The organism is Oceanobacillus sp. FSL K6-0251 (assembly GCF_038004725.1).
GTDB lineage: Bacteria > Bacillota > Bacilli > Bacillales > Amphibacillaceae > Oceanobacillus > Oceanobacillus oncorhynchi.
The window spans coordinates 2,762,074-2,787,013 of sequence record NZ_JBBORS010000001.1 but is presented as its reverse complement, the minus strand read 5'-3'; the positions used below and the strand labels follow the sequence as shown (position 1 = coordinate 2,787,013).

24 protein-coding genes are annotated in these 24,940 nt (G+C 39.8%); 16 read left to right on the top strand and 8 right to left on the bottom strand.

Going from position 1 to position 24,940, the window contains the following annotated elements:
• Positions 1-259: 259 nt before the first annotated feature.
• From MKY45_RS13950 to MKY45_RS13930, 5 genes are all read left to right on the top strand, one after another.
• Complete coding sequence (locus MKY45_RS13950; protein ID WP_042534650.1) at positions 260-559, top strand: metal-sensing transcriptional repressor; 300 nt, start codon at positions 260-262, stop codon at positions 557-559.
• Positions 560-694: 135 nt separating this feature from the next.
• The gene (locus tag MKY45_RS13945; RefSeq protein WP_193064763.1) at positions 695-1,909 is read left to right on the top strand and encodes a metallophosphoesterase family protein; all 1,215 of its coding nucleotides are present in this window, start codon (positions 695-697) and stop codon (positions 1,907-1,909) included.
• Positions 1,906-4,857, top strand: a complete 2,952-nt coding sequence (locus tag MKY45_RS13940; protein WP_341173025.1) for an AAA family ATPase — start codon at positions 1,906-1,908, stop codon at positions 4,855-4,857. Before MKY45_RS13945 ends, MKY45_RS13940 begins: the two co-directional genes overlap by 4 nt.
• A gap of 18 nt (positions 4,858-4,875) precedes the next feature.
• On the top strand, positions 4,876-5,820 hold the full coding sequence (yhaM, locus tag MKY45_RS13935) for a 3'-5' exoribonuclease YhaM (RefSeq protein WP_042534644.1): 945 nt from the start codon (positions 4,876-4,878) through the stop codon (positions 5,818-5,820).
• Positions 5,821-5,923: 103 nt separating this feature from the next.
• Entirely contained in the window at positions 5,924-6,100 is a 177-nt protein-coding gene (locus tag MKY45_RS13930) for a sporulation YhaL family protein (protein ID WP_042534641.1), read from the top strand.
• Between the two features lie 47 nt (positions 6,101-6,147).
• Here the strand turns inward: MKY45_RS13930 and MKY45_RS13925 are convergent, their stop codons facing one another.
• The 5 genes from MKY45_RS13925 to MKY45_RS13905 all read right to left on the bottom strand — a co-directional run bounded on the left by MKY45_RS13925 (position 6,148) and on the right by MKY45_RS13905 (position 9,441).
• Complete coding sequence (locus MKY45_RS13925) at positions 6,148-7,047, bottom strand: peptidylprolyl isomerase (protein WP_042534639.1); 900 nt, start codon at positions 7,045-7,047, stop codon at positions 6,148-6,150.
• Between the two features lie 114 nt (positions 7,048-7,161).
• Entirely contained in the window at positions 7,162-7,347 is a 186-nt protein-coding gene (locus MKY45_RS13920; protein ID WP_042534637.1) for a hypothetical protein, read from the bottom strand.
• Positions 7,348-7,570: 223 nt separating this feature from the next.
• On the bottom strand, positions 7,571-7,942 hold the full coding sequence (locus MKY45_RS13915) for a YtxH domain-containing protein (RefSeq protein WP_042536304.1): 372 nt from the start codon (positions 7,940-7,942) through the stop codon (positions 7,571-7,573).
• A 284-nt stretch (positions 7,943-8,226) separates the two neighbouring features.
• The gene (locus tag MKY45_RS13910) at positions 8,227-8,748 is read right to left on the bottom strand and encodes a tryptophan transporter (protein WP_042534635.1); all 522 of its coding nucleotides are present in this window, start codon (positions 8,746-8,748) and stop codon (positions 8,227-8,229) included.
• Between the two features lie 123 nt (positions 8,749-8,871).
• A complete protein-coding gene (locus tag MKY45_RS13905; protein ID WP_139089146.1) occupies positions 8,872-9,441 on the bottom strand; it encodes an HIT family protein in 570 nt (189 codons plus the stop codon).
• Between the two features lie 59 nt (positions 9,442-9,500).
• On the opposite strand from MKY45_RS13905, the gene MKY45_RS13900 reads away from it, so the two are divergent.
• Positions 9,501-10,244, top strand: a complete 744-nt coding sequence (locus tag MKY45_RS13900; protein WP_042534631.1) for an ABC transporter ATP-binding protein — start codon at positions 9,501-9,503, stop codon at positions 10,242-10,244.
• A complete protein-coding gene (locus tag MKY45_RS13895; RefSeq protein WP_042534629.1) occupies positions 10,237-11,457 on the top strand; it encodes an ABC transporter permease in 1,221 nt (406 codons plus the stop codon). Before MKY45_RS13900 ends, MKY45_RS13895 begins: the two co-directional genes overlap by 8 nt.
• A 38-nt stretch (positions 11,458-11,495) precedes the next feature.
• Here MKY45_RS13895 and MKY45_RS13890 read toward each other — a convergent pair whose 3' ends face one another.
• Positions 11,496-12,671 carry a M20 family metallopeptidase gene (locus MKY45_RS13890; protein ID WP_042534627.1) on the bottom strand — a complete coding sequence of 392 codons (1,176 nt, stop codon included), beginning with the start codon at positions 12,669-12,671 and terminating at the stop codon, positions 11,496-11,498.
• A 367-nt stretch (positions 12,672-13,038) separates the two neighbouring features.
• Entirely contained in the window at positions 13,039-13,473 is a 435-nt protein-coding gene (locus tag MKY45_RS13885; RefSeq protein WP_042534623.1) for a ferritin-like domain-containing protein, read from the bottom strand.
• 108 nt (positions 13,474-13,581) lie between these two features.
• On the opposite strand from MKY45_RS13885, the gene MKY45_RS13880 reads away from it, so the two are divergent.
• The 4 genes from MKY45_RS13880 to MKY45_RS13865 are packed head-to-tail and all read left to right on the top strand — an operon-like array spanning position 13,582 to position 16,805.
• Positions 13,582-14,232 carry a phosphatase PAP2 family protein gene (locus tag MKY45_RS13880; RefSeq protein WP_042534622.1) on the top strand — a complete coding sequence of 217 codons (651 nt, stop codon included), beginning with the start codon at positions 13,582-13,584 and terminating at the stop codon, positions 14,230-14,232.
• A 57-nt stretch (positions 14,233-14,289) separates the two neighbouring features.
• On the top strand, positions 14,290-15,069 hold the full coding sequence (gene liaF / locus MKY45_RS13875; protein ID WP_084612986.1) for a cell wall-active antibiotics response protein LiaF: 780 nt from the start codon (positions 14,290-14,292) through the stop codon (positions 15,067-15,069).
• Between the two features lie 18 nt (positions 15,070-15,087).
• A complete protein-coding gene (locus MKY45_RS13870) occupies positions 15,088-16,146 on the top strand; it encodes a sensor histidine kinase (RefSeq protein WP_042534619.1) in 1,059 nt (352 codons plus the stop codon).
• Positions 16,147-16,163: 17 nt separating this feature from the next.
• The gene (locus MKY45_RS13865) at positions 16,164-16,805 is read left to right on the top strand and encodes a response regulator (protein ID WP_042534618.1); all 642 of its coding nucleotides are present in this window, start codon (positions 16,164-16,166) and stop codon (positions 16,803-16,805) included.
• Between the two features lie 634 nt (positions 16,806-17,439).
• Here the strand turns inward: MKY45_RS13865 and MKY45_RS13860 are convergent.
• Positions 17,440-17,937, bottom strand: coding sequence for an antibiotic biosynthesis monooxygenase family protein (locus MKY45_RS13860; RefSeq protein WP_042534615.1), 498 nt, complete (start codon positions 17,935-17,937; stop codon positions 17,440-17,442).
• A 186-nt stretch (positions 17,938-18,123) separates the two neighbouring features.
• Here MKY45_RS13860 and MKY45_RS13855 point away from each other — a divergent pair, with 186 nt between their 5' ends.
• The 5 genes from MKY45_RS13855 (at position 18,124) to MKY45_RS13835 (ending at position 24,847) form a co-directional block, all read left to right on the top strand.
• The gene (locus MKY45_RS13855; protein ID WP_256704791.1) at positions 18,124-20,325 is read left to right on the top strand and encodes a transglycosylase domain-containing protein; all 2,202 of its coding nucleotides are present in this window, start codon (positions 18,124-18,126) and stop codon (positions 20,323-20,325) included.
• A gap of 300 nt (positions 20,326-20,625) precedes the next feature.
• Positions 20,626-21,663, top strand: coding sequence for a uroporphyrinogen decarboxylase (gene hemE / locus MKY45_RS13850; RefSeq protein ID WP_256704790.1), 1,038 nt, complete (start codon positions 20,626-20,628; stop codon positions 21,661-21,663).
• A gap of 120 nt (positions 21,664-21,783) precedes the next feature.
• Entirely contained in the window at positions 21,784-22,719 is a 936-nt protein-coding gene (gene hemH, locus MKY45_RS13845) for a ferrochelatase (RefSeq protein ID WP_341173024.1), read from the top strand.
• Positions 22,719-24,125, top strand: a complete 1,407-nt coding sequence (gene hemY / locus MKY45_RS13840; protein ID WP_338112836.1) for a protoporphyrinogen oxidase — start codon at positions 22,719-22,721, stop codon at positions 24,123-24,125. The genes hemH and hemY overlap by 1 nt, the downstream gene beginning before the upstream one ends.
• Before the next feature lie 152 nt (positions 24,126-24,277).
• Entirely contained in the window at positions 24,278-24,847 is a 570-nt protein-coding gene (locus MKY45_RS13835; protein ID WP_042534609.1) for a GNAT family N-acetyltransferase, read from the top strand.
• Positions 24,848-24,940: the final 93 nt, after the last annotated feature.

Genomic DNA, 24,940 nt, shown 5'->3' with positions numbered 1-24,940 from the left:
AAATAACCGCTTTGCCTGTGTGGCATATGAAGCGGTTATTTTAAAGGAGTAACGGGAAAGATAATGATGGTTGAACCGGAAGAAATTATCAGCAGGATGATTTATACAAACCTATAGAAACAGACTCTAAAAATAACTCCTGTTCAGGATACGTTTTATTTTGATTAATGATATAATGGACTTTTAAGCAGAAGTCTTCTGCATTGACATATATACGGTAGGGTGGTATATTAAAAGAGAAGATTAAAGGAGGGATACGATGGATTCCTTACATGAGCATACATTGAAACCAAGAACAGATGCCGAGAAAAAAGCAGTGACAAATCGTTTAAAACGAATTGAAGGTCAGGTCCGCGGTATTCAAAAGATGATTGATGAAGATAGATACTGTGTAGATATTCTTGTTCAAATCAGTGCGATTAATTCCGCGTTAAAGCGTGTTGGATTTGAAGTTGCTGAACGTCACATCAAGCATTGTGTCAGCGATGCTGTGAAATCTGGAGAAGGCGATGAAGCAATTGACGAACTGATGGATGTGCTGAATCAGTTTACAAAATAATAAATAAATCATGATAAAAGTCTACACGTACGGTAGGCTTTTTTTATTGTGCTGGAGAATAATCAGCGGATAGAACGTGCATTCTGTTATTGCCTCTGTTAAAATAAGGATATCATAAAACTGGGAGTGGAGACAGTGAATGCAGCAGTTACTTTTATTCATGCAGCTGATTTACATTTAGACAGCTTATTTAAAGGCCTGAGGCATGTGCCTGCCAATCTATTTAAAGAAATTCAAGAAAGCACATTTACTGCTTTGAATCACCTGGTTGATGAAGCGATAAACAATAAGGTAGATTTTGTTTTACTAACAGGTGATCTGTACGATCAAGAATCACAAAGCTTAAAAGCGCAAATAAGACTGCGACGCGCATTTGAAAGGCTGGCCGATGAAAATATTGCAGTATTTTTATCTTATGGAAACCATGATTTCAGAAAAGGGGATGCCTTTGTCGTGGAATACCCCGATAATGTATATATCTTTCCTGATGAATCCGTAACATCTATTCCTTTTTATAAGAATGGAGAAGCGGCTGCGGCTATATACGGATTCAGCTATGAAAATAGAGCTGTATATGAAAATAAATCTTCAGAATATGAACGGACAGAGGATGAATTTCCACTTCATATCGCTATGCTGCATGGCAGCGTGGCAACAAATACAGAGCACGACTCTTATGCGCCATTCCAGCTGAAAGACCTGTTAAACAAACGCATGGATTATTGGGCATTGGGCCATATACATAAACGGCAGCAGCTCCATACAGATCCTCCGGTTATTTATCCGGGCAATATACAAGGGAGGCACCGAAAGGAGACGGGAGAAAAAGGCTGTTATCTGGTTAACTTAAGCAGACATCAGGTAAAGCAAACCTTCCTGCCGCTTCAGGCAATCCGTTATGAAGAAGCACAGGTGGACATTCGGGATTGTCTCACTCCTTCTCAAGCAGAAAAAGCCATTATGAGGCAATTGCCGGAACACAGTGTTCCAAGCTTATTGTATTTGAACATAACAGCAAGAGAAAATGATGCATTTTCCCCGGATGATATCCTTGTTCAAGAGTTAGTTGAAGTGATAAATGAATCTTTGACAGAAGCTTTTCCATGGCAGTATATTTACCGTTATCAGCTTGTTTTGGAGGAAGAACCAGCTCAGCTGAAAGACGCTTTTTTAGAAGATATATTAGAAGAAGCTGATATGGCATTTATTCAGGAAGGATTAAATGAAATTTATCATCACAAGGATGCGCGAAAGTTTTTATCCCCTCTGTCGGAGGAAGAGGAACAGACGATTAAATCGGATGCTTATAAGCTGCTGAATACGCTATTGCGGAAGGAGAGAGCAAAGTGAGGATAAAGGAAATTACGATTTACGGCTTTGGCAGATGGGTCGACCAGTCTTTCTCCTTCTCTGGTTCTAATTTGATAACGCTCTTAGGCGATAATGAAGCCGGGAAGACAACCCTGCATCAATTTATTTTATATATGCTTTTTGGAATGTCCAAAAAGCAATGTGATTTTTATCGTCCCAAAACCAGCAGTAAATTAGGAGGAAGGATGATATTAGAGCATCCTGCGGAAGGAAATATAATGATTGAACGGTTGGATGCGTCTGAGGTCAGATGCTTTGATAACGTTGGAGCGGAAAGAGACATGACCTGGTTCGGAGCTTTTTTGGGAAATATGAATCTGGAAACCTTTCAATCGATTTATTCCTTTTCTAATCAAGATTTAACCGTGATGCAGGATATGAATGAATCGGATATCAGTGAGCTTCTATTAAGTGTCGGTTTAACAGGTTCAACAGCGATTTATAAAGTGGAAAAGAAGCTGCAGGCAGAGCTGCAGAAGCAATTTAAGCCTTCTGGCACCAAGCCGGTTATCAATGAAAAACTAAGTGCGTTACGAATCAAAGATAAACAGACTGGAGAAAGCAAGGTGCTGGAAAAATCATATAAAGAACAAATAGAAAAAATGCGTGCATTGGAAAATAAACATAGGTTGAAAAAAGAGCAGATTGCAGAGAAAAATGAACAGCTGGAAAGAGAAAAGCAGCTGGAAAAAATACTGCCTATACGAAAAGAAATGCTTCGTGTTTCCGAAGAATTGCAAAAACTGGCGGATGTCCGTGATTTTTCATTAGATTATCAGAAGCAAATAGAGACAATCCATGCAGATATGAATCAGGCAGACAGAGAAATCAGCTCCCATCAGGCTACCTTAGACACGTATATGGAGAAAAAACAAGATTTAGAAACGATTTCCCTGCAGGACGGAGAAAAAGAAAAATTAAATCATTTCCTGAATCAAAAAGCAGAAATAACCTTTATGATAGAACGAAAGAAAACGTTGGAAGAGGATTATCAGTATAAAGCCCGTGAAATTACAGAGATGATTCAGGAAAAGCAGATTCGTATAACCGCTGAAGATTTAGAACAGCTGGAATTACCGTTTTATCTTGAAAAGGAATGGGCGGCATTACGTGAAGAGCTGGGAAATGTACAAAAAAGCATCGCTGATAATCAACAGCAGAAAGACCATTTGGCCCAGGAAAAAGCACGAATGGAGGAGGAGCAGAAGCAAGCAGAAAAAGAACTGCTTGCTGACGTGCACGTAGATGAATTAAAACAGCGGATCCAAGCTTATCACCAGACCAATCAACGCAGCGAAACACAGCAACAGTATATGCATCAAATGCTTGGTCAAATGATAGAAGAGAAGCAGAAGCAAACAAAAAGATTTACAGCTGTTGGAATAGGGATTTCCTTGGCAGCAGCCTTTATTGGATATGCAGGAAGCATGCCGTGGCTTTTTTTATTAAGCCTGGCAGGCGGAATTGGTATATATTATTTCCGGCATGTACAACAGCAGGATATCCAAAAATTAAAACAGCAGCAGGAAAGCTGGCAGACCGCCCCCTCTGAACAGGAAATGGACGTGACAGAAGCAGAATATCTGGAAGCACAGGAAATTTTGGAAAAGCAGCAAATATTGCGCAGTAAGCTCTCTGCTTTAAATGAGACGTTACGAGAAACGATTCATCAGCTAAAAGTGAAGGGTACGGCTGAATCTAACCTAATCAAGCAGCAAAATAAATTAGAAGAGGGCAGACGGAAGCAGCAAAATCAGTTTCCATTTTTACAATCCATCGATGTCTTTTATTGGCAGGATATTTACCATTTATTACAAAAGCTGCTTCAGCTGACGAATGAAAAGCAGCATATCTATACAGGATTAGTCAGAGTAAAAGAACGGATAGAGCAGTTTTCAGACCAGGCCAAGAGTTGGCTGAAGCATAAAGGGCTGGCGGAGCAGACTCATATGGATGAAATAATGCATGCCCTTGAAGAAATAGAACAGCAAGAACAGCAGCGCCAGCATGAGCTTCAGCAGCTGAATCAATTTATAAAGGACACCAGCAATAAACAGGCAGCTTTCATCCAAAAAAGAAACCATGATAAGAAAGAAATAGATAAACTGTTAAATATGGCAGAAGTGGAGTCTGTAGAAGTTTATTTTGAAAAGAAGACAAGAAAAGAACAATATAATAAACTGTACGCCAGACAAGAAGAACTGAGAGAAAGAATCCACATCCTGCTTCCGGAGAAATGGCAGCAGGAATGGATAAATGTTTCCATAGAGGGTGCTGACCATTATAAAAAGAAAAAAGAATTAGAGCTGGCTTTAGCGGATGAGGAAGAAGCGTTAGAACAACTAAAGAGTCAGCAGGCAGAATTGAAATTACGTATTGAACAGCTGGAAAGAGCGGAGGATATATCTCTGCAAATGCACCAGCTGGCAATGGAGAAGGAAGAACTGGAGGACTTGGTCAGAACCTGGGCTGTACAAAAAACAGCTTTACGGATGCTGGCTGCTGCGAAAAGCCAATACAAGGATAAATACTTGTCGCTTGTAATTGAAACCGCCCAAATCTATTTTAAAGAGATTACTAGAAATCAATATGATACAATATATTCACCTGCAGCAGAGCAGCCTTTTCAAGTAGAAAACAGCAGGGAAAAACGGCGGTTTCGCGTGGAGGAGCTTTCTCAGGGAACAAGAGATCAGCTTTATATTTCCCTGCGCCTTGCGATTAATGAGGTGATGGCAAAAGCGAGCGGTCTGCCATTTCTGATGGACGATGTTTTAGTGCATTTTGACGGGAAACGTTCAGAACGTATGCAACAGGTACTGGAGCGGATGGCGGAAAATCAGCAGGTTATTGTATTTACATGCCATAGAGAGCTGGCTGAAGCTGCAAATGGAGAAATCATTCATCTTAATGCTAGGGATGCTTGATTTGGAGGGAGGAAAAAAATGAAAAAAGGAATCGCAAATTTAACAGTCGGTGATAAATTTGAAGGGTTTTTATTGATCAATGATGCTACGAAGGGTACGACCAGCAACGGAAAACCATTTTTAACGTTAATGCTTCGAGATGAATCTGGCGAGATAGAATCGAAGCTGTGGGATGCTACCAAAGAAGATGAAGAGAACCTGGTTGGCGAGCAGATTATCCATGTAACGGGAGATATTAATCAATTTCGGGGGAAAAATCAACTACGCATTCATTCCATCCGCTTATCTCAGGAAACAGATCAGGTTCAGGTCAGTGACTTTGTCGGTAAGGCTCCCGTAGGCAAAGAAGAGCTGGGAGAAAAGCTGACAGAAGCTATTTTTGAAATGAAGAACCCAACGTTGCAGCGTATTGTGCGGGGGTTTGTAAAAAAATATCAGCATGAATTACTCATTTATCCGGCTGCTGCGAAAAATCATCATGATGTCGCATCAGGGCTCGCCTATCATATTGTCAGCATGGTGGGGGTTGCCCGTCAGCTTCATGAACTGTATCCCTCCATCAATAAAGATTTATTATATGCAGGTATTATCCTGCATGATATCGGAAAAATAAAGGAATTATCTGGTGTCGTGTCAACAACATATACGCTGGAAGGAAAATTGCTTGGACATATTACCATTATGGTAGAAGAGATAGCAGAAATGGCGAAGGAGCTGCAAGTAGAGGATAAGGAAGAGGTGCTTATTTTACAGCACTTGATTTTAAGTCATCATGGAAAAGCAGAATGGGGCAGTCCGAAGCCTCCAATGGTCAAGGAAGCTGAACTGTTGCATTTAATTGATTTGATTGATGCAAAAATGAATATGCTGGATAAAGCACTGGATAAGGTGCAGCCGGGCGAATTTACAGAGCGGCTTTTTGCAATGGACAATCGCTCTTTCTACAAGCCTTCCTTTGAGTAGCTCTTAAAAAATATTGAATCCATCGGATTGCTGTGAAGATTATGTCATTTTCTATTTACTTGTTCATATATATTTATTAAGGAGTGGACAAGGGGGATTTAAGATGAGCTCGATTCCAATTTGGGTCTTTGCAGTGATTCTGTTAATTTTATTCAGCGGATATATGGCAGTGCGTGCGTTTTTAGCTGAAAGAAAGCTGGATCGGCAGTTTATTGAACGAGAAGGTAAGATATATATGGAACGTATTCAAAAGGAACGATTGAAAAAAAGAGAGCAGTAATAAAATGAAAAAATCGCTACCCATTTTCAAAATGGATAGCGATTTTTTTATTGTTCAGATTCCGTGTCTTCTGCAGGCTGCTCTTCTTCAGAAGGCTGTTCAAATAAATCTTCAAGTCCTTCAGCAGAGATATCTACATTCGCATCTTCAATTAAATTTTGAAGTTTTGCTTGAATATCTTCCTGATTTGCTTGTTGAAGAACGAGTTCGCTTCTTAATTCATCTTTTAATTCTTCAAAATCGCCAATGGATTCTTCTTTTTCACGTACATCATTTACTTTGATGATATGGAAACCAAATTGAGATTGCACAGGGTCGCTGATTTCACCTGGTTCCATAGAGAATGCAACTTCTTCAAACTCAGGAATCATATCGCCGGCAGAGAAGTAACCAAGATTACCGCCGTCTTCTGCACTGCCATCTGTTGAGTATTCTGAAGCAAGGTCTTCAAACTCTTCCCCATCATCTAATTTTTCTTTTACTTCATTTGCTGTTTCTTCATCCTGCACAAGAATATGCTGTGCATCTACTTCTGAATTCTTTCTGTCATAGTAATCCTTCAGCTCTTCATCCGTAATTTCCATATCTTCAGAAATAGCGGCTTCCTGAAGCATTCCTACATAGACTAAATCTCTAAGTTCTTCTTCATCACCGAATTGCTGAGCCACCATGGAATCAAATTCATCTTCGCCAAGTTCATTTTTCATGGTATCGATTTCTTCATCTACTTGCTCGTCAGTCACTTCGTATTGGTCTTCTAACACTTTTATGGTAACAAGCTCTTCAAGAACAGCTTCTCCATTACGTTCTTTTAATTCATCATAAAACTCTTCTTTTGTGACGTCGCCTGCGTCTGTAGTCGCGACCACTTCATCGTCGGAAGAATTACATGCAGCCAATGCAAGCACACTGGCAGATATTGTTGCTGCTAATGTCCATTTTTTCATGTCTGATACACACCTCTACTCTTTTCTCATCTTACTTTTATTGTTTACCATGATTAATATATCATACTTTTCCAGTTTAAATAATTATTTTCAACTTTTTACTAAAAAATCACATTAAACTGTCACATTTAAAACACGCAGATAAGAACAAACTAGCATAGCTACCAATATCATATTCGTAACCCGATCCATTCTTTCTGATTTTTGCTTGGAAAGCTCCATTTTTGTACTTAAAGCACTAATCATCACATTAAAAATAAGTAATATAAAAAAACCAAAAATGATATAAAAAATAGCCATGTTCTATGTACGCCCCTTTACAATAATGCTACTTCTCTAACTCTATCAAAAACAAATCGCATTGAACAGTCATAAAGCGCAACTTAATAGAGTAAATCACGTTTTTTCTCTTCCTGTAAAACCATATTTTTATGATTGCGATAGAGAGGCTGCGGACACGCATGCTGTAATAAAGTAAAAAAAAGCTTTTACCAGCGGAATTTTGCCAGCAAAAGCTTTCTTTCTATGAATTGGCATTTGTGTTTTTAAGTTTTTCTTCTAATTCACGGATACTTGATTCAATTTGTTCCAGTGACTGGTGAATATTATCCTGCTGAGGTTCTACAGCGTTTTTCCAGTCTTCAACGGATTTTCGCATTTCTTCCGTCAATTCTTTGACTAAAACAGCACCTTCTTTAGAAGTTCGAAGCAGCTGCTCTTTGATTCGAATGCTGTCTTCTTTTAAATTCATCAATAGTTCTTTTAATTCTAAGGATTGATTTTTGACTCTTACACGAACATCCTTGCCTGATTCAGGTGTGCTTAATAGTGCAATGCCAGCACTGACAGATGCTCCAACGATAAAACCCAGGGTTAATGATTTTTTCTTAGACATAATAGGAAATGCACTCCTTTCTTCTTTCACATATACCTTTTCCTTTTACGATATGTACTTAAACATCTTCCTGCAAAATAAATGCAATATACATATTATAGGAAAAAGAATCAATTTCTGCTAGTATGAATGTTTTTTTACTATCTTTATTTTAACACAAAATAGATAAGATATGATAAATATACTTTTTTAGAATGGAAAAAGCATTCGCTCCAATTTAAAATGGAACGAATGCTTCGGAAGACAAAGAAGAGCTGAAAGTATTTTTAACTCTCTGATCTCCTTTACGAAACCGCAGCTACTTTACTTCGCTTCATAATTCCCTCTACAATTGGATAAACAACCAGCATGATAACGGTATTCATTACTGCTGCTGGAAGAACAACAGCTGCAAATAAAGCAAGAAAACCGCCTTCTAAGAATCCTAAGAAGAAAAGCGCAACAGATAAAAAGATACTGCCGCTGATCAGTGTCCCGGCAAATGTTAATACAGAAGCTGTTACTTTTGTATTCATCTGCTTTCTTACCAGCAAAAATAACAGAAAGAAAGCAACTGCTGTCAACGGTTTATCAATCAGGTTGGCAATTTGCCCTCCCGGAGCCGCTGTGGTCAATGCGGAAATAGCACCTGTTGCAAATGCAAGCAGAATAACATAATTCCATTTAGGGAATAAAATAATACCTAAAAACATCATTGCCAGCATCATATCAGGCTTTACACCAAATAATAGCGGGGGCATTACAAAATGCAGTACGGTTCCGATACTTACCAAAAGGGCAAGAATGGTTAAAATTTTTGTCTTCATTACTTAACTCTCCTCTACTTTTCTATACTCTGCTTTCCGGTTGTGCGCTCATCGCCAGCCGCGAAAGGTTATAGTCAGTATATCAAATGCTGTTGAAAATAAAAAGAACGAAATGGATTGTTTCTAGTGTTTGATTTGCTCATTGATTGCTTTTGCAACCGCCTGTAAATCATCTGATGTGTAATCTTCTGTATGCGTTATCCAATTTGGTGTGTACCCATCTCCATCGCCGTAGCGCGGAATTAAATGAACGTGCAGATGGAAGACTGACTGCTCAGCAACCGGTTCGTTATTATTAAGCAGATTGATTCCTAATGGCTGATAGGCATCGCGAATAGCGTTAGCAATAACGGGTATTCTACTGAATAATTCTTTTGCTGTTTCTGGCGGTGTTTCATAAATATTCTTAGTGTGTTCTTTAGGAATAACAAGTGTATGCCCTTTGGTTACTTGACTGATATCGAGGAAAGCATAAACCTTATCATCCTCGTAAACTTTGGCAGAGGGAATGTCTCCATCGATAATTTTGCAAAAAATACAATCTTCATGTGCCATCTTTTGTTCCTCCCTATCTAATTTAAAATGTAATCTTTTATCTATTGTATAGAGTTGGACCGGGTAAAGTAAAGGGTTCTGTATTAAACTTGTTAAAGGATGTCTAAAAAACTTCCCGTAATTTGTAGAACGGTTCATTTTGGAATCTTCTTCGAATGATGATAAAATCAGATTAGTGAACAAAGGGGGTTAACAAGGTGAGTTCCTTATTACATATTGAAAACTTGTATGGAGGCTATACCCATAAAAATGTACTGCACGATATATCATTTGATTTAAATAAAGGAGAAATCGTCGGGCTGATTGGATTAAACGGTGCTGGAAAAAGTACAACCATTAAGCACATTATCGGTCTGATGCAGCCAAAAAAAGGGGAGGTACAGGTAGAGGGGAAAAGCTTTCAGGATGATCCTGAAGGGTATCGTAACCAGATGGCATACATTCCGGAGATGCCTATCCTGTACGATGAGCTGACTTTATATGAACATCTCAGGCTGACAGCCATGGCCTACGGAATTGAAGAAGAGGTGTTTGAGCAGAGGCTGCCTAAGCTTTTAAAAGAGTTTCGGTTAGAAAAGAAATTGAATTGGTTCCCGGTCCATTTCTCAAAAGGAATGCGGCAGAAGGTTATGATTATGTGTGCTTTTCTGATTGAACCGCCGCTTTATATTGTGGATGAGCCATTTGTTGGTCTGGATCCATTAGGTATCCAGTCTTATCTGCAGATGATGGACTCGATGAAAAAGCAGGGGGCAGGCGTCTTAATGTCCACGCATATTCTGGCAACAGCGGAGAGATACTGTGACCGTTTTCTTATTTTACATGATGGGAAATTACGTGCGGAAGGAACATTAGAGGAGCTTCGCATGCAATTCCAGATGCCAGGGGCGACTTTGGATGATTTATATGTACAGCTGACAAAGGAAGATGATCATGTTTGATTCGCACGCACTTTATAAAAAACGTTTATCTTCCCATGTCAAAAATTTAAGCAGATATTTAAAATATATGTTCAACGGACATATTGCATTTGCCATGTTTTTTTTCATTGCTGCAACTGCTTATTATTATCAGCAGTGGCTGGAACAATTACCGGAGAATTTTCCGACTGGAATCATCATGGGAATTGTTTTAGGATTGCTGATCAGCTATAATCCAATCCGCACATTATTGCAGGAGCCGGATTTGGTGTTTCTTATTGCTGCTGAGCAGCAGATGGGATCGTATTTCCGTAATAGCTTGATTTACAGCTTTGCGATCCAGACGTACCTCATTGTACTTGCAGCGGCTGCATTCAGTCCGCTTTATTTCGCCAGTTTCAGCGGACGGGCAGGAAGCATATACCTTGTTACGCTTCTGTTATTTCTGGTTTTTAAAGGCATGAATATGCTGGCAAACTGGAATATGCTGAAGGTAAGAGAGAAGAGTTTGCGAACCATTGATTTAACAGCACGTACACTGCTTAATATTGTAACAGCCTACTTTGTGATTGAAGGACAGGCATTATACGCTGTGATAACGATCGTATTGCTGCTTCTTGTAATTGTATATGATTTTATTGTGGCAGCAAAACAGCCGGGCATTATTTGGGAATTGTTAATAGAAAAGGACCAAATCCGCCTGCAATCCTTTTACCGGATTGCGAATTTATTTGCGGATGTTCCGCATTTGAAGAATAAAGTAAAAAGAAGAGAATGGCTGACAAAGACCTTTATCAGCAGAATCCCATTCGAGCGTTCAGCTGCCTATGATTACTTGTATCAGATTTCTTTTCTCCGCAGCGGAGATTATTTAGGGATGTATCTCCGGCTTGTGGTAATCGGCGGTATTTTCATCTGGGTCATTCCTAATGTCTGGATAAAGCTATTATTTGCTATTCTGTTTATTTATTTGAGTGTTTTTCAGATGATGGCTCTATATCACCATCATCGTACGCAAATGTGGCTGGATCTGTATCCGCTGAAGCCCGGATTAAAACTGGATGCAGTGATTAAAATTATTCGCAAGCTCGGCTATATGCAGGCATTTGCTTTTACCTTCTTATTTATTTTTCAGCTTGAGTGGCTGGGGAGTATTATTGTATTAATTGGCGGTCTTGCTTTTGTCTGGGCATACGTAACATTCTACGTGCAACCTAAACTGGATAAGGTATAAAAAACAAGCTGACGAGAGAATAGCCTCGTCAGCTTGTTTTATTTGGCTTGTTCCTGATAGGTCAAATAAATATTTGCAAAAGCTTTTGCAGCTATAAGCATTGCTTTTTCATCAATATCAAACCTCGGATGATGATGCGGATAATCATTTCCCTCCAGATTCGCACCTGTCAGGAAGAAAGCACCTGGTTTTTCTAATAAATAATAAGCGAAATCTTCTCCGACCATTAACGGATCTGTAATCGCGGCAATGTCTACACCGTCAATTTCCTTTGTTGTCTGAAGGACAAGATCTGTCTGCTCTGGATGATTGATAACCGGCGGATATCCTTTAACATAGTCAAACGTATAGGAAGCGCCGAAAGAATCGCAAACCCCTTTTAGAATCTGCTCCATTTCTTGAATGATTTTTTCTTGCACTGCTGTATCGAAATGTCTGACGGTTCCGACCAATTTAGACTGGTCGGCAATGATGTTAAAGGCATTCCCTGCTTCAAAAATACCAATTGAGATAACGGCAGATGATAATGGGCTTAATCGTCTGCTCACAATTTGCTGGAGTTGGGAAACTGCCTCAGCACCAATCACGATGGCATCCTTTGTATCTTGCGGAATAGCGCCGTGACCGCCCTTTCCCTGAATCGTAATTTCAAACCGGTCCGTACCTGCCATGATTGCCTGATGTGTAGAATAAATACTTCCAAGCGGCAGGGTTGCCCATAAGTGTGTGCCAAATACAGCATCTACATCTTTCAGAGCACCAGCTTCAACAATCGGTTTCGCCCCGCCGGGAGCATATTCTTCTGCATGCTGATGAATAAAGACAATACTTCCTTCCAAGTCATTTTGAAACTGCTGCATTACTTTTGCAAAGGTAAGCAGGGTAGCAGTATGCCCGTCATGACCGCAAGCATGCATAACACCCGGAATCTGGGATTTATAGGGAACATCCTTCTCATCCTGTATCGGCAGTGCATCAAAGTCAGCCCGGAAAGCAACGGTTTTGCCCGGCTTTGCCCCTTTTAATGTTGCTACAATACCGTTACCGCCAACATTTTTTTCATATGGAATACCTAATTTTTCATAATAGTTTGCGATGTATTTAGCAGTTTCTGTTTCTTGAAATGACAGCTCAGGATGCTGATGCAAATATCTGCGGATGTCTACCATTTCTTCATATGTGTTATCAAGGAGTGAATGAATTGCTGATAACATGTTAATCACCTCTTTCAATTGATAGCCTTGTGACTCAACTTTCGCACCTAAGAATAAGCATATATATCATGCTATTCCAGAATGAACATGTTTTCGATTACCATGCTTGCTTTTTGGTTAAATATCCGGCCTTTTTGGAGATTAACTCCTGTTTCTATGGAAATAAAGTTACTTTTTAATGTGCGAAAGTTGAGCTTACGAAAAATAGAGAAAAGCCTTCTAATTTCAATCTCTTTCATTATATCACTAATCCATGCAGCTGTAGAACAAATATTTCGAGGATAAAAATACTTGCTTATGTCTGCAATATAAAAACCATGAAGCAGTAATCGCTTCATGGTCAGGAAGAAGTTCATATCAATTGTTCTTAATGGATACGCGGGTCTTCTAATAGTCTCTCTATTTCTTCTTTATGATGTGTTTCATCAGAGATCAAGTCCTCTAATTTCACAACCAGCTCTGTCAGCCCCAGTTCCTCAGCCTGTGCTTTTCTTTTTTCATAGCGCTTGATCGTATCTGTCTCAGATTGAAGGGAAGCCTTCAATAAATCTACAACTTGGGAAGGCTGCGGTACAGAAGCTGCTTCTGTAGTCGGAGTGCCGCCAAGTGATTTGATTTTTTCGGATAAATAAAGTGCATGTCCTAATTCGTCTGTTATTTCTGATTCAAAAAATGGTTTCAGCGCGGACCTGTATAAACCTGAGACAACGGATGCGCTGTACGTATACTGGATAGCTGCAGCGTATTCATTCGATAAATCTTCATTTAATCCGTCAATTAATTCTTGTAATTTTGCATCCATACTTTATCACCCTTCTTTATGATTTTTACTTCTTTATATATATTTCCCATTGTTATTTTTGTCAAACCTGTTTAGCATAAAAAAAGAGAACAGAAAAGGAGAGATTATATGAAAAATAAAACAGCAGCAGTTTTGTTCAGCGTATGGATGGCTGCTTGTTTACTTAGTATTGTCTGGATAATACAAATAAAACGTGATATTTTGCCATATACCGATCAATGGACCAGAGGAATCGTTCCTCATGTGCATGGAACAGGTTTATTTGATTTTTTTAGAGTGATTACGGAGTTAGGCTCTTCGCATGTGCTTATCCCGATAGCCATTGCTGCAGCGGCAGGACTTATGCTGTTGTATAAGCATTGGTATCCGGCGCTGCTGCTTTTAGGAGGAACGTTATTTGCGCATTTACTTAATACATGGATAAAGCAGCTTGTAGCCAGAGAAAGGCCGAGTGTCTCTGTTACTTTAAATGCTGAAGGATTTAGTTTTCCATCGGGACACAGTATGATTTCCATGGTTTTTTACGGGCTGCTGGCTTATTTACTATGTAAAAAAATACATTCAGAGAAAGGAAAGCTGACGGTGCAGATTCTATCAGGTATGCTCGTTTGTTTAATCGGAATCAGCCGCTATTTTATTAATGTACATTATATAACAGATATTATCGCCGGATTTACAATTGGTTTTGCGCTGCTTTATATTTATATTCGTATAGATAAAAACGTCTCAGACTTAAGACGGAGAAGAGAACCTGCTTAAGCTGGTTCTCTTTTAATCCTATTCTGAAGTAAAATAGAGTCATAGAGAAAGGGGTTGATGAAACACATGAGGAGAGTTTTTTCTTATTTTATAGCAATTTGCTTCATTTGGATTGGAATCATGTTAATTGTAAACAGTTTAAATATAGATGGTTTTGAATTAAATTTTGGCTGGACATATATTTATCCATTATTCTTTGTGGTTGCCGGAGCTGTGCTGCTGGGAAGTGCTGTAATCAGAAAAGGCGGCAGGTGGATGATAGGCACGTTCTTGCTCATTTTTGGAGGACTCTTGTTAGCAGATCGGTTTGGGCTGGTTGATTTTACATTTTGGAATGTGTTTAAGCTCTGGCCGCTGATTCTGATTTTTATAGGAATCAGTCTATTTCGCGGACTTCATTTTTTGACTGTGTACAGCGGCAGTTCGAAAAAACAAAAAAAAGATCGCTGGTATGCCTTCTCTGAACCTAAAAAGAATGATGCAACATTCACGATAGGTGATATGGAGAAGAAGGGAAACTGGAATTTGGAGCCGATGAATATTAGCACCATGGTAGGCAATTTTTATTTAGACCTGACTGATGCGTATATCCCGGATGAAGAAACAGAAATAAATATTCGTTCGCTGGCGGGCGATGTCACTATCCTGATTCCCGGAGAAGTGGAATTTCAAGCCAAAGCAGCAGCTAAGGCTGGAGATATCAATATTTTGGATGAGGAATCGACAGGAATCAATACATCCTTGTTTTATAAAACGGATCAGTTTGAAACTGCTACCAAAAAATTATTTATCGACATTCGCTTAAAGGCAGGCTCTATTCGGGTAGATCGAGTATAAGATGGGAGGGGGGAGAAAATGAAACGTTGGGGAAAAAGTATCCGATTCAGCTTTATAAAATCTCATCTTTATGTTTTATTTTTAACAACATGCATCCTGCTGGCTATTATTCTATCCTTATTTGTTATTTTGGAGCCGGACTGGCTAACGGCACAAAGTATCTTTTTATTTATCGGCTTATATATTATCATTGGATTTATTTTGTCCCTGCAGGCCGGATTTACACAAATCGGTAATTTATTAAAAATTCGTTTAGATGCTATCTCCATCCAAATTAAGCAATTTGCCAACGGAAATTATACTTCTAAAATCACGAATGTTCATGAGGATGTGGATGAAACAGATCGAATTATTGCTGAGCTGAATGATTTAGGAGATAAATTGCAACGGCAAGTGGAGTCCTTACAGCGGATGGCCGATGAGAAATCAGATTATGCGAAATCAGCACATAAAGCAGCAGTTATTGAAGAACGGCAGCGGATTGCCCGGGACCTTCATGATGCTGTCAGCCAGGAGCTTTTTGGGCTGGCAATGCTATCAGAGACAGCATTAAAGCTATTTGATAAAAATCCTGCTACAGCGAAAGAACAAATGGAGGAAGTCGTACATTCTGCGCATCAGGCACAGGCGGAAATGCGTGCATTATTGCTTCATTTACGGCCGGTTTATCTTACCGGCGGAGAAACGTTAGAAGAAGGCATTCAGAAATTAATCGATGCTTTAGAACAAAAAAGCAATCTGACATTCCAAATCGATATGGATGAAGGCTTAGATTTAAAAGAAGTAGTCGAGGAGCACATTTTTCGAATTATTCAGGAATCCTTATCGAACATCCTGCGGCATGCGAATGCAAATATGGTTCAGGTAGAAATAAAACAGAGGCAAGAAGAGCTTTATGTCCGTATTGAAGATGATGGCATCGGCTTTGAATCAGATGATCAGCAGAATAATAAAGCTTCTTATGGTCTGAAAACAATGAAGGAACGCAGCGAAGAATTAGGTGGAACATTTACCATTCGTTCCAAAGAAGGGCAGGGTACATATATTTATATTCGAATTCCCAATCAGGGGAATTAAAAAGGGGAGAATGTATTATGATTCGTGTAGTTGTCATTGATGATCATGATGTAGTGCGTAAAGGAATTATTTCTTTTTTACAGACGGAGGATGATATTGAAATTGCAGGGCAGGCGGACAGCGGATTTAAAGGAGCTGAGCTTGTTATCCAGGAGAAGCCCGAAGTCGTGCTGATGGATTTAATTATGGAAAATGGAAATGGTATCGAAGCAACCAGACAGATCATGACTTCTTATCCAGAATGCAAGGTGATTATTTTGACATCCTATTATGATAATGAACAGGTAATCCCTGCCTTGGAAGCAGGAGCATTCAGCTATTTGCTGAAAACCTCTAATGCACAGGAAATTGCAGAAGCTGTACGAAAAGCAGCCAAAGATGAAAATGTGATTGAACCAAAGGTTGCTAACACAATGATGAACCGTTTTCGCACCCCTGCGAAAAAACCCCATGAAGATTTGACCGAACGGGAATTAGAAGTGCTGCTGTGTATTGGGGATGGAATGACCAATCAAGAAATCAGTGAAAAACTCTATATCGGAATTAAAACGGTGAAAACACATGTAAGCAATATTTTAAGTAAGCTGGAAGTGAATGACAGAACCCAGGCTGCTGTTTACGTACACAGGAATCAATTATTTAAAACAGCAGGAGATTGATTCGCTTCACATGAAGATACGCCACCAACAAAAAAGGTTGTCCGCAGGGGAACAACTTTTTTTAGAATAAGAAAGTATAAAATGTTAAGGATAGCCGCTCCAGAAATACATTACACTTTCCGTGGGCTTGAGCTCAGCCTCCTCTAAAGAAGACTTAGCAATTGGCAAGCCGACAGGCGCAGACAGAGCTAAAGTCGCACTTATGCCCTGAGGGTAGAAAAAAAGGAGTTCACTTTTTTCCTGCTTAGGTCTTCACCCTGCGCATTCCCACAGGAGTCTCCGTGTATTTCTTCTGGGACTGGGACTGCGATTACTCGTCCCATCAAAAAGCGTCGCTAGAATCAGCTTCTTTTCTTTGAAAGAAAGCAAATGAAACATATTTCTTCAAAGATGGGAGCGGAGGGAAACCGACTCCTGCGGGAAAAGCAACAGGTGGAGACCTAAGCAGGAAGCGGTTTTCTTACCGTGCGGCTGAAGGTTGCCCGCGGAAAACGACTTCCCGTAGCGGACATCTCTTTGGCGAGAACACCGATGTTTTAAAAACAAAGCGGTATTCTTGGTTTTTCTTGATGAAACGATTATTAAAGGGAATTGTCCGAAAACAACCTGCTGCATAGATGTTCGTTTTCTGTATTTATTCTTCCTTCTCATGCATATGCCCTGAAATAACAAACGGACGCTCCATAAAGTAACTCGGCTGTTTTGCCTGCTGCGAATCATGAGCTTTTTTAAATTGATCGGAGTTTTTCCAGTTCTCAAAATCAGCAAACGATTTCCACTGTGTTAAAACCACATATTTACTTGATTTTTCCTGACGTAAAAAACGCCATGCTTGAAAGCCTTCCATTTTTTCAATGCCGCTGTCACTATGCTTCATACGATATTCAAAGGCGGGGCTGCTGTCTTCTGAGATAGGGAGATGATTCATAACCACATACCCTTCCTTAGATAATTCGCCAACCGATTTTAATACATCAAAGGCTTGACCGGCTGAAAAAATATTTTTAGAGCTGTTTTCATAATAGGCGATACCGCCATCATTACTGGCGATAAAGTAAAAGTCAATATGCTTATTTTTTTTCTCCAATGTTTCTAAAAAATGAATCGTTCCTCTGGACATAAATGCTTTCATAAAATTCCTCCTTCAATTGTCGACCTTCTTTGAATATCTACTTATAATTAAATTGTACACAAATACAAATAATATTGAAAATAATACCCTTTTGTCGAATGTACTTGTAATTTAAGGATGTCCATTCTTTATCAAAAGATGAGAATAACGTATAATGAATGCGTATATGCTACTTGAGGTGAACTTATGAGAAGCGAGCGAAGAAATGAAAAAAGAAACGAACGCAAAAAACAGCAGAAGAATGTTTTTCGACAAAAAATCAAATGGCTGGGAATAGCCGTCGCTGCTGTTTTTCTTTTATTATTAAGCGGCTATGGTCTGCTCATTTTAGGCGGGAAAATGATTGCCAATGAGGAAGATTTACAGCTTGATTTGACGACCACTATCCGCACAGAGGATGGAGAAGTTATCCGGACATTATACAACGAGAACAGAGAGTATGTTTCAACAGACCATATACCAGACCATGTTCTGGAAGCATTTGTTGCAGTGGAAGATCGCCGGTTTTATGAGCATCAGGGAATTGATCTGCAGTCGATCAGCAGAGCTGTTTACCGTGATATTTTAGCGAGAAGCAAAGTAGAGGGCGGAAGCACCATCACACAGCAATTATCTAAAAATCTTTTTTTGTCAAATGATAAATCCTGGACAAGAAAAATAAAAGAAATGATGGCGTCACTTTATCTGGAGCGCAGACTCAGCAAGGACGAGATATTAGAGTTATATGTGAACCAGGTTTACTTTGGAGAGGGAGTATATGGCCTGCAGAAGGCTTCAGAATATTTCTTTTCAAAAGATGTTGATGAGTTAACGATATCTGAGGGAGCACTGCTTGCCGGGTTAATGAAGGCACCCAATGGATATTCGCCTTTAAATCATCCTGATAAAGCAGCAGAGCGCAGAAATGTTGTTTTAATGACCATGGAATCAGCCGGCTTTATAGATGAAGAAACAATGGCTGCAGAGCAGGAAAAAGGATTAGGAATCAATCTGAAAGAAGAAGAAAGAGGAACGAATCCCTGGGTCGACAGCTATGTTGATATTGCTATAAAAGAGGCTGCGGAAGCGCATGACTTAAGCTTTGCCGAATTGCAAAGCGGAGGCTATGATATTACTGTCTATATGAATGAAGATTTTCAGCAGGTTGCTTATCAGAACTTTCAAGAGGATGCTTTCTTCCCTGGGAATACAGAGGGGACAGAGGGAGCCTTTGTTATGCTGGATAAGAATAACGGACATATTGTCTCGGCTATCGGCGGACGGGATTATAGCTTTGGTGATTTAAACCGGACAAATGTACAGCGGCAGCCGGGGTCAACCTTTAAACCAGTTGCTGTGTATGGACCTGCGTTGATGCAGGAAGACGAGTATAATCCTTATACAATTATCCCTGATCAATATATGGATATAGACGGGTATGAAGCAACCAATGTTAGTGGAGAATATAAGAATAACATAACGATTTATCAAGCGATTGTTGAATCAACAAATACCTCTGCAGTCTGGCTGCTTAACGAAATTGGAATAGACAATTCGAAATCCTATCTGGAGAAAATGGGGATGCCAATCGAGGATAAAGGATTGTCGATTGCACTGGGAGGTTTAAATAAAGGGGTCACGCCGCTGCAAATGGCTCAAAGCTTCCAGACCTTTGCAAATAATGGAGAAATGTCGAAAGCGACAGCAATAGCGGAGATAAAAGACCGTAACGGGGAAATTATTTATCAGTCGGAATCAAGCAGCGAAGAAGTATTTACCCCGCAGGTTGCCTGGGATATGACAGAAATGCTTAAAGAAACCGTCCGGACAGGGACAGCAAGCTCCGGCTACTATGGTAAGGAGCTTGCTGGGAAAACAGGAACAACACAGCATCCAGCTGTTGACGGAGCGTCAAAGGATGCCTGGTTTGTAGGCTATACACCCGATTATGTTACGGCTATGTGGATGGGCTATGATCGGTCTGATGCAGAGCATTATTTGACAGGAGGAAGTTCTTACCCGACGTCCTTGACCAAAAAAATATTGACCGATATCGATAACCAGACGGGTTCTGGATTAACAGCGTCCTTTGAGATGCCAGAAGGTGTAGAAGCTTTGCCGGAGCCGATTGATTTACCAGTCATCGAGCATGTAGATGCAAGCTATACCTTTGGCGGATTTGCTTTATTGAAAGGAAAGCTTAGCTGGGAAGGCTCCACAGATGATCGAGTCGTCTACCGTATTTATAAAGAAGAAGAAGGTACAGATGAGCTGGTCGGAGAAGTGGAAGGAGAAACAGAATTTATCGTTGATGATGTTTGGTTCCGCAACGAAACGTATTATGTCGTTCCGGTTGATCCCATTACCAATATGGAAGGTTCTCATTCCACATCCGTATCCTTTTTCTAATATCTTGTCGGTTCGTTTTATCACGGAGAATCGTCCGTAAAATCTCGCCTCAAAATAAAGCGTAAAGATAAATTTATTTATGCGGGAGATAACGGACGCTAACTCCCTGAATCACTTAGGCTAACCCAGTGGGAGAAGAACAAAACTCCCACTGAGTGAAGTTTCGTTTTATAAGAAATATCTTTTTAGAATGATTATAAAATGAGACAATTTGATGACAAACAAATCGTAACCCTATACAGAAATGCGATAAATAGATATAGTTAGAGATGGAAAAAGAATATAAAGGATGAACGTTGCATGGCAAAAGTAAAAAATACAACTATTTTAGACGCATATCGCGGAAAGAAAACAGACTACACGCCAGCTTGGTTTATGCGCCAGGCTGGAAGGTCCCAACCAGAATACCGGGCATTAAAAGAAAAATATTCCCTGTTTGAAATTACTCATCAGCCGGAGCTTTGTGCTTATGTTACAAGACTTCCGGTAGAAAATTACGGAGTGGATGCGGCGATTCTTTATAAGGATATTATGACGCCTCTGCCGGCTATCGGGGTAGATGTAGAAATCAAAAGCGGAATTGGACCAGTGATCGACCAGCCAATCCGGAGTATGCAGGATATAGAAAAGCTTGGTGAGATCAATCCGGAAAGTGATGTTCCTTATGTGCTGGATACCATACGCCTGCTGACAGAGGAACAGCTTGATGTACCATTGATCGGCTTTTCCGGAGCGCCGTTTACATTAGCGAGCTATATGATTGAAGGCGGACCTTCAAAAAACTATACGAAAACAAAAGCGTTAATGTATCGTGAACCACAGACTTGGTTTGCATTAATGGATAAATTGTCAAAAATGATTATTCGTTATGCAGAAGCGCAAATTAAAGCTGGTGCAAGTGCGATTCAAATCTTTGATTCTTGGGTTGGCGCATTAAACGTGGAAGATTACCGTTATTTTATGAAACCAGTCATGATGGATATTTTTTCAGCGTTAAAAAAATATGATGTACCGCTGATTACCTTTGGTGTAGGAGCAAGACATCTTCTGCTCGAGTGGAATGACCTGCCTGTCGATGTCATTGGCCTGGATTGGCGCACTTCCGTGGAAGAAGCGAGAAGCTTAGGTGTAACGAAAGCACTACAAGGAAATCTGGACCCTGCAATTTTACTTAGTGATTGGGAGACAATTGAAAAAAGAACGAAAGCGATTCTTGATCAAGGAATGAACACAGAAGGCTATGTCTTTAACCTTGGTCATGGTGTTACTCCTGATATTAAGCCGGAAACCTTAAAACGGCTGACAGATTTTATTCACAGCTATTCCAACCAAAATTGAGGAACAAACCCGGGCTAATGAAGCCCGGGTCAAGCAGTTAAATCCTATCTGTCAAACAGATGTATAAAATGGTATAGTTTCTAACTACGGAATAACAAAATGTAACGAGGTGTATTGGAAATGGAAAAAAAGAAATTAGGATTATTAGTAATGGCATACGGTACGCCATATAAAGAAGAAGATATTGAACCTTACTACACACATATTCGTCACGGCAGAAAACCTGATCCAGAAGCCTTACAGGATTTAAAGGATCGTTATGAAGCAATTGGCGGCATTTCCCCTTTAGCAAAAATAACAAAGGAACAAACAAATGCTTTAGAAAACAAGCTGAATGAAGTACAGGATGAATTTGAATTTAAAGCATATATCGGTTTAAAGCATATTGCTCCATTTATTGAGGATGCCGTAGAGGAAATGGCAAAAGACGGTATTGAAGAAGCAGTTTCCATTGTTTTAGCGCCACATTATTCTACATTTAGCGTGAAATCATATAACGAACGGGCGAATAGTACTGCTGAAAAACATGGTATAAACATTGAATCTGTACAGGATTGGTATACGGAACCAGGGTTTATTGACTTCTGGGCAAAAGGTGTGCAAAATACCTTTGCAGAAATGCCTGCCGAAGAAAAAAAGAATGCGGTATTAATCGTATCTGCCCATAGTTTGCCGGAGAAAATTCTTCAAAATGGCGATCCGTACAAACAGCAGTTAGAGGAAACAGCACAATTAATAGCAGAGGCTGCTAATGTGAAAAATTATGAAGTAGGCTGGCAAAGTGAAGGGAACACACCAGATCCTTGGCTTGGTCCAGATGTACAGGATTTAACTCGTGAATTGTATAACAAAGAAGGGTACAAAGCATTTATATATACACCTGTCGGATTTGTAGCAGATCATCTTGAGGTGCTATACGATAATGATTATGAATGTAAAATAGTCTGTGATGAGATTGGAGCAAGCTACTACCGTCCGGAGATGCCAAACGCTCACCCAGCATTTATTGAAACATTAGCAAATGTTGTATTAAAGAAAGTAAAGTGTGCTTCCTGATGGATAGAAAAAAAGTAGTAATTGTCGGCGGCGGGATGACAGGTTTATCAGCCGCCTATCACTTGCAAAAACAAGTGAAATCAGCAAACCTTCCAATTGATATTACATTAGTGGAAGGTTCTAACCGGCTGGGAGGACGCATTCATACGATAAAAAGAGACGGGTTTACGATTGAGAAAGGACCAGACTCACTTTTAGCACGTAAACCGGCTGCAATGAATTTGGCAGAGGAATTGGGTATACTTAATCAAACAAGACGTAATTCTACCGGGCAGTCCTTTATGCTGATTAAAAATCGGCTGCATAAAATGCCAAAGGGTGCATTTATGGGTGTGCCAAAAGAAGTTGGACCGCTTCTGCGTTCAAATTCCTTTACGTTGACAGGTAAAATCCGTGGATTAATGGATCTGATTATACCAAGAAAAAAACGGTCCGGGGACGAATCATTAGGACATTTTATGCGTCGCCGTTTTGGGGACCAAGTGGTAGATAATCAAATTGATCCGCTGCTTTCCGGAATTCATTCTGGTGATATTGATCAAATGAGTCTGGAGGCAATATACCCTGTTTTTGGAAAAATGGAGCAGGAATATGGCAGTGTTATGAAAGGTCTCCGTAAGACCATGTCGAAACCGGCAAAAAACAGTAAGCCTGCCCAAGGACAGTTTTTCTCTTTTACAAACGGTTTACAGAAGCTTGTTGATGCGCTTGAAGCAAAGCTGGATACGGTGAAAATTCTCCGTGAAAATAAAGTGAATCATATAGAGAAGAAGGAAACAGGGTATCATCTTCTATTAGATTCAGGAGAGGTGTTAGCAGCAGATTTTGTTTTAGCAGCAGTTCCGCATACTCAGGTTCCCGGAATGCTGAGTAAGCATGCTCCGCTGCAGGAATTATATGCTATTCCGGCGACATCCACAGCAAATGTCGTACTTGCTTTTGATGAAAAACAAATTAAGCGTGATTTAGATGGAACCGGGTTTTTGGTTACTAGAAATAGTAATTACCGCTTCACTGCATGCACGTGGACCCATCGTAAATGGGAAGGAACTGCACCTGCAGGGAAAGCTTTATTGCGCTGTTATGTCGGAAAACCTGATGATCAGGAGATTGTAAAAGAATCAGACGAGACGCTTGTGGATATTGTCTTGAAGGATTTAAATAAAGTAATGAAAGTAAAGGGAAAGCCTTTATTTTATGAGATTACTAGATTTATTGAGGCAAGACCACAGTACCACACAGGGCATTTAGAGCTTGTCAGCAGGGTCCGCGATTATGTAGCCAGCCAGCTTCCAAACCTGGAGCTGATTGGCAGCTCCTATGACGGTACAGGACTTCCGGATTGTATTGAGCACGGACAAAAGGGTGCAGAATTGGCAATAGAAGCATTGACTCAAAATAAATAAGTTGGATATATGATTTAAAACAGCTATGGAATATTTGTTTCTGTAGCTGTTTTTCTTATGGACAGAAGTAAATAAGTGATAGAATGAAGAAAATAACTTGTTTTAAAAAAAGGCATTCGTTTATCATGAAAAAACGTGAAGCTTAAACGCGAATGAACGAGAAGGAGGAGGGGGAGCAGCTGCTATATAATCAAGTCAATCCAGAGATCATGATTTCGTTGCTGGAAGAAAACGATGCAGAAAACTTATTTGATTTAGTCAGCGCCAACAAAGATTTTTTAAGCAACTGGTTATCCTTTCCGTCTGTAACCAATCAGATGGAGGATTCCAAAAGTTTTATTAAAAGGTCCTTATTTCGTTTCGTAAATAAAGAGGGCTTTTGGGCCGGGATATGGTATAAGGAAAAATTAGCCGGGTCCATCGGTTTCTTATATTTTGATTGGAAAGTAAAGAAAACGGAAATTGGATACTGGCTTGGAGAAGCATATACAAATAAAGGAATCATGACACTTACCTGTGCTGCAATGGTGAATTATGCATTTCACGAATTGGAATTAAATAAAGTGGAGATTAAAACAGCCGTAAAGAATAAAAAAAGTGCGGCGGTCCCTGAAAGACTGGGTTTTAAACATGAAGGAACCATACGGGCGGATGAAGTGATAGGGGATACGATTCATGACCGGGAAGTATATGGGATATTGCGAGCCGAGTGGGACAGGTGAGGCGCAGCTTTTCCAAAAATACCAAAAAGCCAGACTGGCATAATACCTGTCTGGCTTTTTGGCGGAGCTGGGACTGCTATTACGATTGTTGTC